We start from the raw sequence: 16,586 nt of genomic DNA, 5'->3' as shown, positions 1-16,586 counted from the left end.
TTTTCAAGTTTTTGTTGCAATTTTTCTCAAAAGTGCTAAAGTGAATTCATAAGTATTTTGAGGTTCTTATAAGTTCCTCAAAGATTCGTTTTTCTTTTGTTCCTCGATATTTTTTATCGGGGATTTTTTGCTTTTTAAAATATGTGTGTTCCAAGGTCGTTATCCCCATTGTTCTGGCACAGATGGAATAATACCTTTTTACACTGTAATAATATAATAATAACAAGGAGGTTTGTATGAGTCAGGACATTAACAGCATTATTAAGCAACTAGCCGAAATTGATTCTGCTTCTGCTAAGATTTTACAAAAGACTCAGGATGAGAAAGCTCAGTATGCCGAGATGATTAAACAACAAAAGAGAGCTTTTGATGAAGATCTTCAGAAAAAGAACGATTACGAAGTAAGTCAATTCCAATTAGCATTAGATGCCGAAAACGAGAATGCTTTAAAACAATGCCGTATAGACTGTGATAATGACATTGAAAAGCTTAACCGTATTTATAATGAAAACTCTGCTAAATGGGTAAATGATATATTTAATGAAATAATAAAGGAGTGATTTTATGCTGAAAGGCAATCTGGTTGCTTACAGTGGCATGACTACAAAAATTAGAGCCATGAAGAATAAATTACTTTCTCCTGAGCAATATGAAGAAATCACTCACTTTACAACTGTTGCAGAATTAATTAGTTTTCTACAGACCACTCCTGCATACGGAGAAGTACTTGCCAGTATGGACCCGGCACTTGCACACCGTGGTGAAGTTGAAAGCAGAATGACATTCTCAACTTATAGTGATTTTTCTAAGATATATCATTTTGCAGGAAATAGTCAGAAGAAATATTTGGAATACTACTTTATGAAATATGAGATTTCTATTTTGAAAGCATGTATGAGAAATATTATGGATAGCCGTTCTAATGCTAATCCTGTTTTAACTGACAAGCACTTTAAGCGACACACGAAGATTAATATTGATAAGCTGGTATTGTCTAATACCATTGAAGAGTTCGTTGACAATCTTTCAGGTACTTTATACGAGAAACCTTTAAGAGAAGTTCTTAAATTAGACAATCCCGTTTTATTTGATTTTGAAATGAACCTGGATTTGTTCTTCTTTTCATATATTTGGAATCATCCGGATTATTTTGTTCCAAAAGGAGAACGACCGTATTTTAAGAAGTCTTTTGGACCTCACATTGATTTGCTTAATATGTTATGGATTTATCGATGCAAGAATTATTATGTTTTATCTGATGCACAGATTTATTCATTTCTTATTCCTGTTAATTATTATCTGGACAAAAACGAAATTAAGCGCATGGTTGAAGCCGAAAACAACACAGTCCTATATGAAATAATAAGCAACAGCTATTATGGCAAGACTTATGGTTTCGATTCTACCAAGAATATGGAGGCTCAATTTAGTGATATTTTAGATGCTATTAATATGAAGGATTTTAAAGATGCTCCATATTCACTGGCTGCTATTAATGCCTACTTCCATTTGAAAAATATGGAAGTTGCCCGCGTTGTAACAGCACTTGAATGTATTCGATACGGATACAAACCGGAAGCCATCTCCCAATATATTAATCAAAAGAGAGGTGTTCTGTAATGATTGAAAAAATGAGTTTCGTAACATTAGCAGGGCCTAAAACTGAGATTGATTATCTTGTTGATCATTATCTTAGTAAACACGACATTCACCTTGAAAATGCTCTTTCAGAACTAAGTTCTGCAGAACAGTTTACTACTTTTACGGAAGAGAATCCTTTTAAGGCTATGTTAACCAAAAGCCGTGAATTAATGTTACTTGTAAAGAATCCTGAAAAGGGTACCATTTCCAAGATTAACGTAAACAAGGCTCAGAAATTTATCGACAAAATTGACGAGCAAATCGACGATATTCGTACTGAAGTAACTAATCTTGAAAAGCAGATGGATGCCTTAAATCAGGATTATGCAGTTCTTGCTCCTTTTAAAACGTTAAATTATTCATTAAAAGGAATTTATGACATGGAATTTTTTAAGTACAGATTCGGAAAAATTCCAAGGTCGGAATTCGATAAGTTTGAATCTTACTTAGATCCTGACATGGATGAAATATTTTTAACTTGTCTTGTGGAGTCAGAATATGTGTACGGTGTATTTTTTGCACCAATAGATAAATTTAATGAAGTTGCAAAGGATTTTAGAAATATTCATTTTGATGAAATTCCTATTCCAAAACAATACAAGGGATTTCCTAACGATGAATGTTTAAACATTGCAAAGAACAAAGCTGAGTTAGACGAAAAAATAAAATCCAAAAATGCTGAAATTTCCACAGTTGTAGAAACTAACCGTGACAAACTTGTTTCAGCCTGCAGAAGAATTGAGATTGCTTTCAGTAATTTTGATGTTCGAAAGTTAGCTGCCGTAACAAGGGATTCCGGTGTAACATTTCAGGTTTTATGTGGTTGGATGACTACTAAGGAAGCCAAGAAACTTCTTAAGGAGACAGATGACGATCCTAACGTTGTTTGTATTGTTAGCGATGATGTTGACGACCATAAATCCATACCGCCTACAAAGCTTAAAAATAACCGTTTTATAAGACCTTTTGAGTTATTTGTTAAAATGTACGGTTTACCTGCATATAACGAAATTGACCCTACTTTATTCCTTACAATTACCTATGCTTTCATATTTGGTATTATGTTTGGAGATTTAGGTCAGGGCTTATGCTTACTTATTGGTGGTCTTATTGTTTACAAAACTAAAAAAATGGATCTTGCCGGAATAATTTGTGCCGCAGGAGTTTTTTCCTGTATTTTCGGTGCTTTATTCGGAAGCTTCTTTGGATTTGAATTTGAGTCGTTTATAAGTCCTCTTAATTCAATGATTACCTTGCCTTTCCTTGGCAGTATTAATATTGTTTTGGTTGCAGCATTTTTATTTGGCTCTTTTGTAATTATTTCTACAATGATTATAAATATTGCCAATGCCATTAAGCAAAAGAATTTAGGCAAGGCTCTTTTTGGACCAAACGCCGTTACCGGACTTGTATTTTACGCAAGTATTATTGCCGTTATTATTTTATATATGACAGGCAAACCACTTCCGGGAACTATTTTGGCGGTAATAATGTTTGGTGTTCCTCTTATTCTTATTTTCCTTGAGGAACCACTTAAAAACCTTGTTTCAAAGAAGCAGCCTTTAATAGAAGATTCAAAAGGCATTTTTGCCGCAACTGCATTTTTTGAATTATTTGACTATTTAATAACTTATTTATCCAACGCTCTTTCTTTCCTGCGTATTGGTGTTTTTGCCATAAGCCATGCAGCTATGATGCAGGTTGTTATGACACTTGCAGGTGCTGAGAATGGTGGTTCAGCCAATATTGTTGTTGTCATTATTGGAAATATTATCGTAATGGCAATGGAAGGTTTAGTTGTTGGAATTCAGGTTCTTCGTCTTGAATATTATGAAATGTTTGGTCGTTTCTATGAAGGATCAGGACGTGAATTTGTACCTTATAGAAAAAAATATAAAAAATAAACTTTAATTTTTTAAAAACGAGGAGGATTTTATTATGTTTATTAGTATTTTATTTACAGTTGCTTTATTACTTACAATTATTTTACCTATTATCGGATATTTTGTAGGTGAACAGACTAAAGGTCGTTTTAAGAGAACAGTTATTGGAAATGTTGTAGCATTCTTTGGTGTTTTCCTTTTAGGAACTGTATTTATCTTTACAAGTACAGCTAATGCTGCTGTTGCTGATACTGCAACAATTTCAAGTGGTTTAGGGCTTATTGCTGCAGGTCTTGCAATAGGTCTTTCATGTATTGGTAGTGGTTATGCCGTTGCAAGTTCTGCCAGTGCTGCTCTTGGTGCATTAAGTGAAGACTCAAGCGTTTTCGGTAAAGCACTTATTTTCGTAGCTCTTGCAGAAGGTATTGCTCTTTGGGGATTCATAGTTGCATTCCTTATTTTAACACACGTTGCATAATCTATTTTAAGCAGGATTTTATTATGAAAATGTATTTAATAAGCGACAATATTGATACTCTTACCGGCATGCGACTTGCAGGTGTGGAAGGTGAAGTTGTTCATGGTCGTCGCGAAGCAAAACAGGCAGTTGAAAAAATTCTTGAAGACAAGGATTTAGGAATTTTACTTTTAACTGAAAAGCTAAGTTTTGAAATTCCTGAACTTGTAGATGATATTAAACTTAACAGGAAGCAACCTCTTCTTGTAGAGATTCCTGACCGCCACGGTTCAGGACGTCAACCAAATTTCATTACTAATTACATTAATGAAGCAATTGGCATAAAAATATAGAAAGGATGTGAGACTTATGACTATAGAAGAAAAAATGGACCACTTTAGAAGCCTTTCTCTTGAAAGCGCCAGTTCAAAAAGTGCTGAATCTCTCAGTAGTTACAAGCAGTCCTTGGACGATGACTTAGAACTTCACAAGGAAACTGCATCTCAATTGGCTGAAGAATCAAAGAAAGCTCTAATGAATCAGGTTAGAGCTAACTCTAAGAAGAAACTTTCTTCCGAACAAATGAAAATCAAAAAAGAACTTACTCAAAAACAATCAGCTATTAAAATTGAAGTTTTTGATAGAGTTCGTGAAAAATTACTTGAATATAGAAAAACTAACGATTACTTAGTGTATCTTGAAAATCAGATAAAAAATATAATGAGCGAATATTCTGATATAGATATTACTATATACATTGATCCTAATGATTCATCTTTGCTTGATGAATTAAAAAGCAAGACTGGAGGAAATATTGAAATTTACAATAAAGAATTTTTAGGTGGAACACGTACCATTGTTCCTGAAAAAAACATTCTTATTGACAATTCTTTTAAAACACGACTTGCTGACCAACAGGATTTATTTGCAATAACATTGTAGGAGGCACTAAATTGGAAAAAACAGGTAAGATTTATGGAATTAACGGACCTGTTATCTATATTAAAGGAAAGACAGACTTTAAAATGGGTGAAATGGTTTATGTTAGTTCTGAAAGGTTAGTTGGTGAAGTAATTAGCCTTACTTCCGAAATGACTACCATACAGGTTTATGAAGAAACTAGTGGACTTAAACCGGGGGAACTTGTTTATGGTACAGATAGTGCCATATTTGTAACTTTAGCCCCTGGAATTTTAAATAATATATTTGATGGTATAGAAAGACCTTTAAGTGAGATACAAAAGCAGTCAGGTGCTTTTATTTCAAGAGGTGTAAATGTTAATTCACTTGATATTAATAAGAAATGGAATGTGCATATTACCGTTTCTGAAGGTGATTACATCTCAGGCGGTACAATTATTGCCGAAACTCAGGAAACAAGAGCCATAATGCATAAATCCATGGTTCCGCCTACAGTGTCAGGTACTGTAATTAAGACTGCTCCTGATGGCGAATATACCATTAACGATACAATCGTAACAATCAAGAAGGATGACGGTTCAACTATGAACCTTTCATTAACACAGAAATGGCCAATCCGACAACCACGTCCAATTACTAAAAGATTTGGAGCCACACAGCCTTTGGTTACAGGTCAGAGAATTATGGATACTCTCTTTCCTCTTGCAAAAGGCGGTACTGCTGCAATTCCCGGTGGATTTGGTACAGGAAAAACAATGAACCAGCACCAGATTGCAAAATGGGCAGACGCTGACATTATTATTTATATTGGCTGTGGTGAACGTGGAAATGAAATGACACAGGTTTTGGATGAATTTTCAGAACTTATTGACCCAAAATCAGGCAATCCTCTTATGGATAGAACAACACTTATTGCCAACACAAGTAATATGCCTGTTGCAGCCCGTGAGGCAAGTATTTACACAGGTATTACTTTGGCAGAATATTATAGAGATATGGGCTATCACGTAGCCATTATGGCAGATTCCACTTCAAGATGGGCTGAAGCTCTTCGTGAATTATCCGGTCGTCTGGAAGAAATGCCTGCGGAAGAAGGCTTCCCGGCTTATCTTGCCAGCAGACTTTCAGCTTTTTACGAAAGAGCCGGATATATAGAGAATTTAAATGGTACAGAAGGTTCCATATCAATTATCGGTGCAGTTTCACCTCAGGGTGGTGACTTTTCTGAACCGGTTACTCAGAATACTAAACGTTTCGTCCGTTGCTTCTGGGGACTTGATAAATCATTAGCTTATGCAAGACATTTTCCTGCCATTCACTGGCTTACAAGTTACAGTGAATACGTAGATGAACTTGCCAACTGGTACAACACTAACGTAGGTCCTGATTTTATTTCATGCAGAACTCAGATTCTTGCCATTTTAAATCAGGAAAGTTCATTAATGGAAATCGTAAAACTTATCGGTAGCGATGTTTTGCCTGACGACCAGAAATTAACCCTTGAAATAGCCAGAGTTATTCGTCTGGGATTTTTACAGCAGAACGCATTCCACAGTGAGGATACCTGCGTTCCTTTAAAGAAACAGCTTCTTATGATGCAGACTATTTTGTATTTACAGGAAAAAGCAGGCAAACTTATCTCAATGGGCATGCCTATGTCTGTTCTTAAAAAGCATAATATTTTTGAAAAAATAATTTCAATTAAATATGATGTTCCTAACAATAAGCTAAGTATGTTTGACGATTATAAATTAGCAATTGACAATTTCTATAATAAAGTTATGGAAGAAAACGCTTAAGGAGGTGCTATTTATGGCAATTGAATATTTAGGATTAAGCGAAATCAACGGACCTTTGATAGCCCTTGAAGGCGTTAAAGATGCAGCCTTTGATGAAATTGTTGAATTTTCAATTAACGATGGCGCCGAAAAGCGTCTCGGTCGTATTATTGAAATATATGAAGACAAAGCGATTATTCAGGTTTTTGAGGGTTCTGAAGGTATGTCCCTTACAAATACCCATACTAAGTTAACAGGTCATCCCATGGAGGTAGCTTTGTCTCCTGAAATACTTGGACGTACTTTTAATGGTATTGGAAAACCTATTGACGGACTTGCTCCTATTGTTGGAGAAAAAAGAGACGTTAACGGCAAGCCTCTTAATCCGGTAAGCCGTGAATATCCAAGAAACTATATTAGAACAGGTATTTCCGCAATAGATGGACTTACAACACTTATCCGTGGTCAGAAATTACCTATCTTCTCCGGAAATGGACTTCCACACGACCAATTGGCTGCTCAATTGGTTAACCAGTCTTCTCTTGGAGATGACACAGACGAAAAATTTGCTGTTGTTTTTGCGGCAATGGGTGTTAAAAATGACGTTGCTGATTTCTTCAAACGATCATTTGAAGAATCAGGTGCTTTGGAACATACGGTAATGTTCCTTAACATGGCTAATGATCCTGTTGTAGAACGTCTTATAACACCTAAAGTTGCCCTTACTGTAGCTGAATACCTTGCTTATGAAAAAGATATGCATATCCTTGTTATTTTAACTGATATGACAACATATGCAGAAGCCATGAGAGAAGTTTCTTCTTCTAAAGGTGAAATTCCTTCAAGAAAAGGTTATCCGGGCTATTTGTACAGTGAACTTGCAACAATTTATGAACGTGCCGGTATTGTAAAAGGATCAAAAGGTTCCGTGACACAGATTCCTATTCTTACAATGCCTAATGATGATATTACTCATCCTATTCCTGACTTAACAGGATATATCACTGAAGGACAGATTACCTTGGACCGTAGTTTAAATGGTCAGGGCATATATCCTCCAATTAATGTTTTACCTTCTCTTTCACGTCTTATGAAAGACGGTATCGGTGAAGGCTTTACAAGAGAAGATCATCAGGATGTAGCTAACCAGTTATTCTCTGCTTATGCAAAAGTAGGTGACGCAAGAGCATTAGCTTCCGTAATCGGTGAAGATGAACTTTCATCTACAGACAAGAAATATCTTGAATTTGGTAAGGCTTTTGAGAAAGAATTTGTTGGTCAGGGTCTTGGTGTTAACAGAAATATTTTTGAAACTTTGAATTTAGGTTGGAAGCTTCTTCACATTCTTCCAAAAGAAGAACTTGACCGAATTGATACAAAAATACTTGATAAATATTATGATTCAATGGCATAGTTTTTATAAATATTATCAGAAACGTAGGAGGTTTATATGAATTTAAATACTGTTCCTACAAAAGGAAACCTAATGTCTGCCAAAAGTTCCCTTGCTCTTGCAAGACAGGGCTATGAACTTATGGACAAAAAACGAAATATTTTGGTCCGTGAAATTATGGATTTAAATGATCAGGCTAAAGCCATTCAGTCAGAGATTGATGAAACTTTTAAGTCTGCATATATTGCTTTGGAAAAAGCAAACATTGAATTGGGTATAAAAAATGTTGAGACTTTTGCATTTAACGTTACCCCTGAAAATGATATAAGAATAAAGACAAGAAGTATTATGGGTACAGAAATTCCTCTTGTAAAATATAAAGAAGAAAAACGTAATCCTGTTTATTCTTTCTTTGGCACTACTGAATCACTTGATCAGGCTAAGGCAAGCTTTGAAAAGGTTAAAGATTTGACAATTAAGCTTTCAATGATTGAAAATTCAGCTTACCGCCTTGCTTACAATATTAAGAAAACACAGAAACGTGCCAATGCTTTAAAGAACATAACCATACCAAATTATGAAGCTCTTGTAAAAACTATTGAAAATGCTTTGGAAGAAAAAGAAAGAGAAGAATTTACAAGATTAAAGGTTATAAAATCCAGAGTTAGCTAAGTACATTTATTATAACTTTACAAAATGTTTCTCACATCTTACTATATTTATAAGCAGTACTATTATTGTGGTACTGCTTATATTTTTGTTTATTCAAAATATGATATTTTTAAATTATTAAGTTTATTATATTGATTTTTATCTATTTTTTTTGTAAAATTATCTGTAATGATTTTAGTAGTATATTTTACTAAATTAGATTATATAAAATTTAATTATAAATAAACTTATATTAAAATTACAATGGAATTATGTATAAGATCAGAAAGGGATCAAATGAAAAAAATTATATCTAAAATACTTATAGTTATTTTGTTAATAAGTTCCTGTATTGGAACTATAAATGTAGAACCTGTAACTGTAAACGCAGCAACAAAGACTAACTGGCCTAAAGGGCCTTCAATCTATGGTCAGACAGGCGTTTTAATCGAAGCTTCAACGGGTACTGTTTTATATGATAAGAAATGTAATAAGAAGATGTACCCTGCAAGTATTACAAAGATTATGACTGCTTTGCTTACAATTGAGAATTGTAAGATGGATGAAATGGTAACATTTTCTGACGCAACTATTCACAGCATACAATATGGAGATGCCAATATGGGGTGTTCTGTAGGTGAAAAAATGACTGTAAAGGATTGTCTTTATGCATTAATGTTACAGTCAGCCAACGAAGTTGCCACAGCACTTGGTGAACACATTGCAGGATCTACTAAGAATTTTGCTGAAATGATGAACAAAAGAGCTAAGGAAGCCGGTGCCCTTAACACTCATTTTGCCAACGCTAACGGTTTACATGATCCAAACCATTATGTAACAGCTTATGACATGGCAATGATTACAAGAGCAGCATCTAAGTATTCTGTATTTAATGATATTGTTAATACAACTACATATACCATTAAGCACAATAACAAACGTAAAACCGACGCCACTGCAATCCAGCGTCACAAGATGGTTTGGCCTACAAGCGGTTACTACTATGATGGTATTATCGGTGGAAAAACAGGTTTTACAGACCAGTCAGGAACAACACTTGTTACATATGCAAAACGAAACGGTATGACTCTTATAGCTGTTGTTTTGCACTCTAATGGCACTAATGTATACAAGGATACTAAGGAATTATTAGATTATGGTTTTAATAATTTTGGTTTACAAAATGTTTCTAACAATGACCAAAGATTTGATTCTGACAATAAGGTTACTTTACAGTCACCTTTCTGTAACACAACAGATTCAATATATATAGATAAAACATCAAACATTGTTTTACCTAAAACAGCTAAATTTTCACAATTAACATCTGATGTAAAATTTAACTACACTAAAGATTCATTTGCTACCATTACCTACAAGTATGGCGACAAATCCGTTGGTACTGCAAAAGTAGTTTATTCATCTGATTCAGGCAAGACTGACTCAACTGTAACCGTGGCGTCAACAACAGCTTCACAGCAGACTACAACTGCGGCAAATAATACAGGCAACAATAAAAATAGCGAAACTGCAGTGGCAAAGAACAATTCAGGCAAAGATTCTTCAAATAAGGAATCTTCAACCACAGTTTCTAATAAAAACTCTAAGAAGTCTTCATTTAAACTTCCGGGATTTTTTGTTCCTTTGGTGATTGTTATCATCATTATTGTAGTTGTTGTTTTAGTTCTTATTCTGACTAACAAACGTCTTAATCAGATAAGAGAATCTAAGAGAAATAGAAGATATTAAATTTTTTCAATGTATTATCAGGAGGTACTTTTATGAATTGGGTTGCACCTATTAAAGATCAGGAAACATTAAAAAATTTCGGTGAAACATTAAAGCAGGTTGATTACAAGTACTATATTATGTTCGAATTAGGTGTTGGAACAGGACTCCAGCTCCAGGACATTCTTGCATTCAAGAACAAAGATGTAACCGGAAAGAAAGAAATCGAAGTTACTATTGGAACAAGGAATATGAAAAATGTATTTACAGTTCCTGAAGAATTACAGCAGATTATTAATGAGTATACTAAGGGTAAAGATCCTGAAGCATATCTTATTCTTGGACATAGTTCATCAAACAAACCTGTATCAAGAGAACAGGCTTACAGAGTACTTAGAAGTGCAGGACATAAGATTGGTTTAAATTCAATCGGTGCTCAGACTATGAGAAAAACGTATGCATGGAACTATTACAAAGAAACAGGTGACATTTATCATCTTCAGAAACTTTTCAACCATGCTTCTCCATCTATTACATATAGATTTATCGGAGAGAAGCCAAACATTGAAGTTTTCTTAAAGAAAATGACACCACAGGAAAATGAACGTAGCCGTTACTTACTTTACTTAAATGACAACGGTAAAAAGAAACTTAACAAGATTATTGATATTTTAACAGGTATTAGAGATAACTTTGATAGTCCTGCAAACAATGACGCTTTCTACGGAAAGGTTGATTGTCTTTTACAGGAATTAGAAGCATTAATGGAAAACTACGAAAATACAAAATAAAAATTATCAACACACGGTTGGTTTTTAATGTATTTTATTAACATAATTTAAAAAGAGCTGCTAATCAACAATGATTTGCAGCTCTTTTAATTTAATCGTCATCTTCGTCTTCCCATTCTTCTATGACGATTTCCCTATTTAAATATTTCTGTCTTCTCTCTCGTCTCTTCTCTCTTATTGACTCTTGTTTTTCATAGATACTGTCGGCCCCCGCCTTATCTGTAGACTTCATAATCTTGATAGCATAAAAACTATCTTCTTCACATTTTTTTATTTTTATTTTGCCCCTAACATATCCATGTTCCTTACATTCTCCAAGACAATAATATGTTTTTCCACAATCGGAAAACCAGTCAAGGTGCTTCTTTAACGGCTTATCACACTTGTTACATAACATTAGTCTTACGTCTTTGTCTGCAAACAATTCGTCCTTAGTCAAAAACTCACGGGTAACAAGTTTAGTATATTCATCAAATCTAACGAATATTTCTTCTTCTTTAATTCTAGGGGAATAAAATGTGTCAATTGATAAACGATCTTTATATTTATCGTAGTCCATAGATTGTAAAATTCTGGCTGTATAATAAGCATCGCTTAAAGCCCTGTGGAACTCATGCTCTTCCTGAATGTTTAAATACTCAACAGCACTGGTCAAATTTCTTTTCATATGTCCGTCATCATATCTTAAGCTGAACATTTTCTGTAAATCAACATAGAATAACGGAAAATCCAATACTCTTTCCAGATTATAATGTTTCATATTCTTCTGCAATTCAGTCAAATCCATTGACCCCCATGTACAGAAAATATAATCATCACCGCACCATTCCAGAAAATCTCTTATTACTTTTCTGAAATCTTTTCCATCATTTAACTCTTCTTCAGTGAAATGGGTAATTTCCTGAATCTTATAGTGAAGTTTTTTGAAAACTCTGGGCTTTATGACCTGTTGAAAAGAATCCACAATGGTCTTTCTATCATCACTTACCCTAACAGCTCCAATTTCTATTATTTCAAAAGTTAAATCCGTATGACAATGACTTTTTCCGTAAGGATTCTGATTCCACTCCAAATCCATTACAATATAATCCATCATTTTTCTCCAATATTAAATTACATGCATAGCATGCTAACGCACCTGACTGGATTCGAACCAGCGACCTACCGCTTAGGAGGCGGTTGCTCTATCCTGCTGAGCCACAGATGCAAATGTTTACAGAAAAGTAAGCCCTACATTGTAAGGCTTTACTCTTCCGTAAATCTTTATTTTCTATAATTATTATTTTGCTTCAATCTTTTCAAGTCCACCCATATATGGTCTTAAAACTTCAGGAATTACGATGCTTCCATCAGCCTGCTGATAGTTTTCAAGAATAGCTGCTGTTGTTCTACCTGCAGCAACACCACTACCATTTAATGTGTGTACAAATTCAGCTTTATCGCCTGCATTATCTTTGTACTTAATGTTAGCACGTCTTGCCTGGAATGTTTCAAAGTTACTACAACTTGAAATTTCAACATATCTACCATAACTTGGCATCCAAACTTCAATATCGTATTTCATTGCTGCTGTAAATCCAAGATCACCAATACAAATCTTAACAACTCTGTAAGGAAGTCCTAACATCTGAAGAACATCTTCAGCATCTCTTGTAAGCTTTTCCAATTCATCATAAGATGTTTCAGGCTTACAGAACTTAACTAATTCTACCTTGTTGAACTGATGCTGTCTGATAAGACCTCTTGTATCTCTACCTGCTGAACCTGCTTCTGCACGGAAACAAGCTGTGTATGCACAATGCATAATAGGAAGTTTTGATCCATCTAAAATCTGGTTTCTGTACATATTAGTTACAGGAACTTCTGCTGTTGGAACTAAGAAATATTCCTTACCATCACCCTGAACCTTATATGCATCTTCTTCAAACTTAGGTAACTGACCTGTTCCTGTCATACTTTCACGGCTAACCATAAATGGTGGGAATACTTCTGTATATCCGTGCTTTGTAGTATGAGTATCAAGGAAAAAGTTAACGATTGCTCTTTCAAGCTTTGCACCTAAATCTCTGTATACTGTAAATCTTGAACCACTAATCTTTGCTGCTGTTTCAGGATCAAGGATTCCTAAATCTGCACCAAGGTCCCAATGTGCCTTTGGTTCAAAATCAAACTTAGTAGGTTCTCCAAACTTTCTGATTTCAACATTATCTTCATCCGTCATTCCCTGAGGAACTGTTGGATTAGGAATATTAGGAAGTGTAAGCATATAATTATTTAAGTCTTCTTCTGCCTTGCTTAATTCTCCGTTTAAAGTCTTAACTTTTTCTGAAATTTCTTTCATTTCAGCCATAATTGGAGCTACATCTTTTCCTTCTTTCTTATACTGTGGAATAAGCTTAGATGTTGCATTCTGTTCAGCCTTTAATGCTTCAACTTCACCTAAAAGATTTCTTCTCTTTTCATCTAAATCTTTAAATAAGCTTAAATCAAATTCTTCATTTCTTGTAGAAAGTGCTTTTTCAACTTCTTCAAAATTATTTCTTAGTAATTTAATATCTAACATTATTTTTCTACCTATCCCGAATATTATTAGCACAAAATCATACTTTCATATTCAGGCTCAGATACTTCGGGCATTAAGCATCTGAATTTCATCCTTTCATATTTTTTATTAAACCCTTTTTATCTTATCTTCAGTATATAGATTATAACCCTAACACCTTATTTTTGCAAGGATTGTGGCAAACATTATCCACTTATGGTATACTTATGTTAACAATTATAATAATTTAACCTTTTTAGTAATATACTTGGGAGGAATGATACAGATGAATACTAATATTAATGAAAATGTTATTAACACCCGAAGAAATAATCGCATCATAAAGCACAATGATGCTGTTTATAAAGTATTTAACGAAGGATATTCTAAGGAAGATGTTTTCGCCGAGGCTTTTTTTACTTCAAAGATTGAAGGATTAAAGGTCGGTGCTCCATCAATTGAGCAGGTTACTACCATTAACGGTCAGTGGGCTTTTATGTATCCTGACATTTATGGTGAATCACTTTACACTCTTATGATGAATAATCCTGACAAATTAGATGAATATATGGATAAGCTTATAAAAATTCAGACTAATATTCATAGTAAGAAATGCCCTTATCTTCCAATTCAGAAGCAGAAATTAACTGATTATATTAATTCTGCACATTTGGATAGATACTTAAAGCTTGATCTTCTTGATATGCTTAACAGTTCACCTAAACATAAGAAATTATGTCACGGCAATCTTACACCACATAACATCATCATAAAAGATGACAATATTTATGTAACTGATTGGAACCATGCATCACAGGGTAATGCCAGTGCTGATGTTGCCCGTACATATTTATGGATGCTTATTAACATGCCTGATTATGCAGAAAACTACCTTGAACGATTCTGTAATGAAACAAATACAAGTTCAAAGTATGTTCATAACTGGATTCCAATTGTTGCCGCAGCAAGATGTGCAAAAAACATTCCGGAAGAAGTAAAAATTCTCAACGGATTAATTTCAGTAATGGAATACTAAATAAAATAATAAAAGCAAGAGCTACTGAATTATTAGTAGCTCCTGCTTTTTCTTAATTTATTAGTCTTCGTCTGAACTTATTGCTTTCTGCAATGCCTGCTTTTCTTCTTCACCAAGTGTTGAATAAGCTGTTCCGTTTTCTATTTCTTTTATATAAGTGTAACTGCTTTCTCTACCATGCATTGTGTTTAAAATAAATCCGTTATTATTGTCATCTAACAAGCATAATGCAAAGCTTAAATTTCCACCCATTTCTTTAAATGCATCATATTTTACAATACCAAGTTTATGAAATGTTGATGTGATTCCACTTAATGCCTTGTCCATTTTGACTTCTGCATCCTGGTAACTGCTTTCTAACTTTTCCATTTGCTGAAAGTTTTCTTCAATGGCATCTGCAAGGTTTGTTGCATCTTTTCCTTCCATAAATGCTTCATATCTCTTCATTAACTTTGATATTCTACTGCTCTGTATAATATGTAACATAAAAAATACTAAAAATAGTGCTGCAATTATTCCTATATAAATGTAATCTTTCATTTTCTTACTCCTTTTCACCTGTTTATACTTATTATAATGTTATTTTAAAGTGTTGTGTTCTAATCACTTTCAAAAGTTTAACATAATATTGTTACATTTTTATGTATTCAATAATAATTTACATTAAATTATTGATTTTGTATACTATCAAATAATTCCAAAAGTCGTTCAAGCTCATCCTGAGAGTAATATTCTATCTCAATTTTACCTTTTCCGCCTTTTTTATGATTTATGTTAACCTTTGTTCCCATAATTTCCTTTAATTTATCTGATAATTTTTCATAAACAACATCATTTGTTGATGGAATTGGAAGTTTTGCCTGTTTTGGATTCAAAATAGCTTTCACTAATTTTTCTGTTTCTCTTACGCTTAACTTTCTTTCCACTATTGCCTTTGCTGTCTCAACCTGAACTTCTTCTTTTTCAATTGAAAGCAAAGCTCTGGCATGTCCCATTGACAGTTCTTCGTTTATAAGCATAGTCTGAACCTGTTCAGCTAGTTTTAATAGTCTCATAGAGTTTGTAACCGCTGTTCTTGACTTAGAAACTCTGTCAGCCACTTCTTCCTGCTTCAAATTATATTCATCAATAAGACTCTTGTAAGCCAATGCTTCTTCTATCGGATTAAGGTCACGTCTCTGAATATTTTCAATTAAAGCTATTTCCATGACTTCCTGTGGAGAATATTCCTTTATAATTACAGGAACTTCCTTTAATTTTGCTATTTTTGCTGCACGCCATCTGCGTTCACCTGCAATTATTTCATAATAATCATCCTTTTTTTGTACAACAATAGGTTGAATTAAACCATACTGCTTAATTGAATCAGCCAATTCTTCCAATGCTTCCTTGTCAAAATTCTTTCTTGGCTGTTCTCTATTAGGTTCTATGTCTGATAATTTAAGAAAAGTTTCTGCCGGAACCTTTACTTCCTTAACTACCTCTTTTACAACTTCTTTAATTATAGGCTTGCTTTCTTTTTCAGTTTTACTCTGTTTTGTATTATTTCCTTCCGGAATAAGTAAATCTAATCCTCTGCCAAGCACTTTTTTCTTAGCTGCCATACTGCCTCCAATCTTTTTACAATTATATATTACTATCTTATTTCTTAGATTAGTTTACATAAGTAATATTATGTAAACTAATCTGTGTACTTTTTTGTTATATATTTGTTTTTTTGCATTAATTTTTTTAAATTTTACTTTTATTAGCATAAATAACTGTA

At 33.8% G+C, this 16,586-nt stretch carries 16 protein-coding genes and 1 tRNA gene; 12 read left to right on the top strand and 5 right to left on the bottom strand.

The genetic code is table 11. The features are described from left to right. Nucleotides 1–236: 236 nt before the first annotated feature. From NQ558_RS02380 to NQ558_RS02330, 11 genes are all read left to right on the top strand, one after another. The gene (locus NQ558_RS02380; RefSeq protein WP_005361497.1) at nt 237–560 is read left to right on the top strand and encodes a hypothetical protein; all 324 of its coding nucleotides are present in this window, start codon (nt 237–239) and stop codon (nt 558–560) included. Between the two features lie 4 nt (nt 561–564). Then, a complete protein-coding gene (locus NQ558_RS02375; RefSeq protein WP_005361498.1) occupies nt 565–1,620 on the top strand; it encodes a V0D/AC39 family V-type ATPase subunit in 1,056 nt (351 codons plus the stop codon). Beyond that, nucleotides 1,620–3,545: a V-type ATP synthase subunit I gene (locus NQ558_RS02370; protein WP_005361499.1), complete on the top strand. Its 1,926-nt coding sequence runs from the start codon at nt 1,620–1,622 to the stop codon at nt 3,543–3,545. The genes NQ558_RS02375 and NQ558_RS02370 overlap by 1 nt, the downstream gene beginning before the upstream one ends. Nucleotides 3,546–3,579: 34 nt before the next feature. Further along, nucleotides 3,580–4,002 (top strand): ATP synthase subunit C, encoded by a 423-nt coding sequence (locus tag NQ558_RS02365; RefSeq protein ID WP_005361501.1) that lies wholly within the window; start codon nt 3,580–3,582, stop codon nt 4,000–4,002. A 23-nt stretch (nt 4,003–4,025) separates the two neighbouring features. Next, complete coding sequence (locus NQ558_RS02360) at nt 4,026–4,334, top strand: V-type ATP synthase subunit F (protein WP_005361503.1); 309 nt, start codon at nt 4,026–4,028, stop codon at nt 4,332–4,334. Between the two features lie 16 nt (nt 4,335–4,350). Further along, the gene (locus NQ558_RS02355) at nt 4,351–4,923 is read left to right on the top strand and encodes a V-type ATP synthase subunit E (RefSeq protein ID WP_005361505.1); all 573 of its coding nucleotides are present in this window, start codon (nt 4,351–4,353) and stop codon (nt 4,921–4,923) included. 11 nt (nt 4,924–4,934) lie between these two features. After that, nucleotides 4,935–6,701, top strand: coding sequence for a V-type ATP synthase subunit A (locus NQ558_RS02350; protein WP_040446659.1), 1,767 nt, complete (start codon nt 4,935–4,937; stop codon nt 6,699–6,701). Between the two features lie 13 nt (nt 6,702–6,714). Further along, complete coding sequence (locus NQ558_RS02345; protein ID WP_005361508.1) at nt 6,715–8,094, top strand: V-type ATP synthase subunit B; 1,380 nt, start codon at nt 6,715–6,717, stop codon at nt 8,092–8,094. 36 nt (nt 8,095–8,130) lie between these two features. Further along, nucleotides 8,131–8,745 (top strand): V-type ATP synthase subunit D, encoded by a 615-nt coding sequence (locus NQ558_RS02340; protein WP_005361509.1) that lies wholly within the window; start codon nt 8,131–8,133, stop codon nt 8,743–8,745. A gap of 276 nt (nt 8,746–9,021) precedes the next feature. After that, the gene (locus tag NQ558_RS02335) at nt 9,022–10,473 is read left to right on the top strand and encodes a D-alanyl-D-alanine carboxypeptidase family protein (protein WP_050750963.1); all 1,452 of its coding nucleotides are present in this window, start codon (nt 9,022–9,024) and stop codon (nt 10,471–10,473) included. Nucleotides 10,474–10,505: 32 nt separating this feature from the next. After that, on the top strand, nt 10,506–11,243 hold the full coding sequence (locus NQ558_RS02330; protein ID WP_005361511.1) for a tyrosine-type recombinase/integrase: 738 nt from the start codon (nt 10,506–10,508) through the stop codon (nt 11,241–11,243). A gap of 91 nt (nt 11,244–11,334) precedes the next feature. Here NQ558_RS02330 and NQ558_RS02325 read toward each other — a convergent pair whose 3' ends face one another. The 3 genes from NQ558_RS02325 to serS all read right to left on the bottom strand — a co-directional run bounded on the left by NQ558_RS02325 (nt 11,335) and on the right by serS (nt 13,806). Next, nucleotides 11,335–12,339 (bottom strand): 3'-5' exonuclease, encoded by a 1,005-nt coding sequence (locus NQ558_RS02325; protein WP_005361513.1) that lies wholly within the window; start codon nt 12,337–12,339, stop codon nt 11,335–11,337. Between the two features lie 37 nt (nt 12,340–12,376). Then, a tRNA-Arg gene (locus NQ558_RS02320) sits at nt 12,377–12,450 on the bottom strand. A 72-nt stretch (nt 12,451–12,522) separates the two neighbouring features. Beyond that, nucleotides 12,523–13,806, bottom strand: coding sequence for a serine--tRNA ligase (gene serS, locus NQ558_RS02315; RefSeq protein WP_005361515.1), 1,284 nt, complete (start codon nt 13,804–13,806; stop codon nt 12,523–12,525). A 265-nt stretch (nt 13,807–14,071) separates the two neighbouring features. Between serS and NQ558_RS02310 the strand changes: the two genes are divergently transcribed. Next, nucleotides 14,072–14,821 carry a phosphotransferase gene (locus tag NQ558_RS02310; protein ID WP_040446662.1) on the top strand — a complete coding sequence of 250 codons (750 nt, stop codon included), beginning with the start codon at nt 14,072–14,074 and terminating at the stop codon, nt 14,819–14,821. 60 nt (nt 14,822–14,881) lie between these two features. Here the strand turns inward: NQ558_RS02310 and NQ558_RS02305 are convergent, their stop codons facing one another. Next, nucleotides 14,882–15,361: a DUF4446 family protein gene (locus NQ558_RS02305; protein ID WP_005361519.1), complete on the bottom strand. Its 480-nt coding sequence runs from the start codon at nt 15,359–15,361 to the stop codon at nt 14,882–14,884. 128 nt (nt 15,362–15,489) lie between these two features. Continuing rightward, nucleotides 15,490–16,425, bottom strand: a complete 936-nt coding sequence (locus NQ558_RS02300) for a ParB/RepB/Spo0J family partition protein (protein WP_005361520.1) — start codon at nt 16,423–16,425, stop codon at nt 15,490–15,492. Nucleotides 16,426–16,586: the final 161 nt, after the last annotated feature.

It is taken from the genome of Eubacterium ventriosum, assembly GCF_025150745.1.
Taxonomy (GTDB): Bacteria; Bacillota; Clostridia; order Lachnospirales; family Lachnospiraceae; genus Eubacterium_G; species Eubacterium_G ventriosum.
This window is presented reverse-complemented; position numbering and strand designations above follow the sequence as displayed.

What these genes read in the sequence shown, in the direction of transcription:
- NQ558_RS02305 (WP_005361519.1), bottom strand. Translation starts at nt 15,361, where the DNA reads ATGAAAGATTACATTTATATAGGAATAATTGCAGCACTATTTTTAGTA.
- NQ558_RS02365 (WP_005361501.1), top strand. Translation starts at nt 3,580, where the DNA reads ATGTTTATTAGTATTTTATTTACAGTTGCTTTATTACTTACAATTATT.
- NQ558_RS02335 (WP_050750963.1), top strand. Translation starts at nt 9,022, where the DNA reads ATGAAAAAAATTATATCTAAAATACTTATAGTTATTTTGTTAATAAGT.
- NQ558_RS02345 (WP_005361508.1), top strand. Translation starts at nt 6,715, where the DNA reads ATGGCAATTGAATATTTAGGATTAAGCGAAATCAACGGACCTTTGATA.
- NQ558_RS02355 (WP_005361505.1), top strand. Translation starts at nt 4,351, where the DNA reads ATGACTATAGAAGAAAAAATGGACCACTTTAGAAGCCTTTCTCTTGAA.
- NQ558_RS02310 (WP_040446662.1), top strand. Translation starts at nt 14,072, where the DNA reads ATGAATACTAATATTAATGAAAATGTTATTAACACCCGAAGAAATAAT.
- NQ558_RS02360 (WP_005361503.1), top strand. Translation starts at nt 4,026, where the DNA reads ATGAAAATGTATTTAATAAGCGACAATATTGATACTCTTACCGGCATG.
- NQ558_RS02330 (WP_005361511.1), top strand. Translation starts at nt 10,506, where the DNA reads ATGAATTGGGTTGCACCTATTAAAGATCAGGAAACATTAAAAAATTTC.
- NQ558_RS02300 (WP_005361520.1), bottom strand. Translation starts at nt 16,425, where the DNA reads ATGGCAGCTAAGAAAAAAGTGCTTGGCAGAGGATTAGATTTACTTATT.
- NQ558_RS02380 (WP_005361497.1), top strand. Translation starts at nt 237, where the DNA reads ATGAGTCAGGACATTAACAGCATTATTAAGCAACTAGCCGAAATTGAT.
- serS (WP_005361515.1), bottom strand. Translation starts at nt 13,806, where the DNA reads ATGTTAGATATTAAATTACTAAGAAATAATTTTGAAGAAGTTGAAAAA.
- NQ558_RS02370 (WP_005361499.1), top strand. Translation starts at nt 1,620, where the DNA reads ATGATTGAAAAAATGAGTTTCGTAACATTAGCAGGGCCTAAAACTGAG.
- NQ558_RS02325 (WP_005361513.1), bottom strand. Translation starts at nt 12,339, where the DNA reads ATGATGGATTATATTGTAATGGATTTGGAGTGGAATCAGAATCCTTAC.
- NQ558_RS02375 (WP_005361498.1), top strand. Translation starts at nt 565, where the DNA reads ATGCTGAAAGGCAATCTGGTTGCTTACAGTGGCATGACTACAAAAATT.
- NQ558_RS02340 (WP_005361509.1), top strand. Translation starts at nt 8,131, where the DNA reads ATGAATTTAAATACTGTTCCTACAAAAGGAAACCTAATGTCTGCCAAA.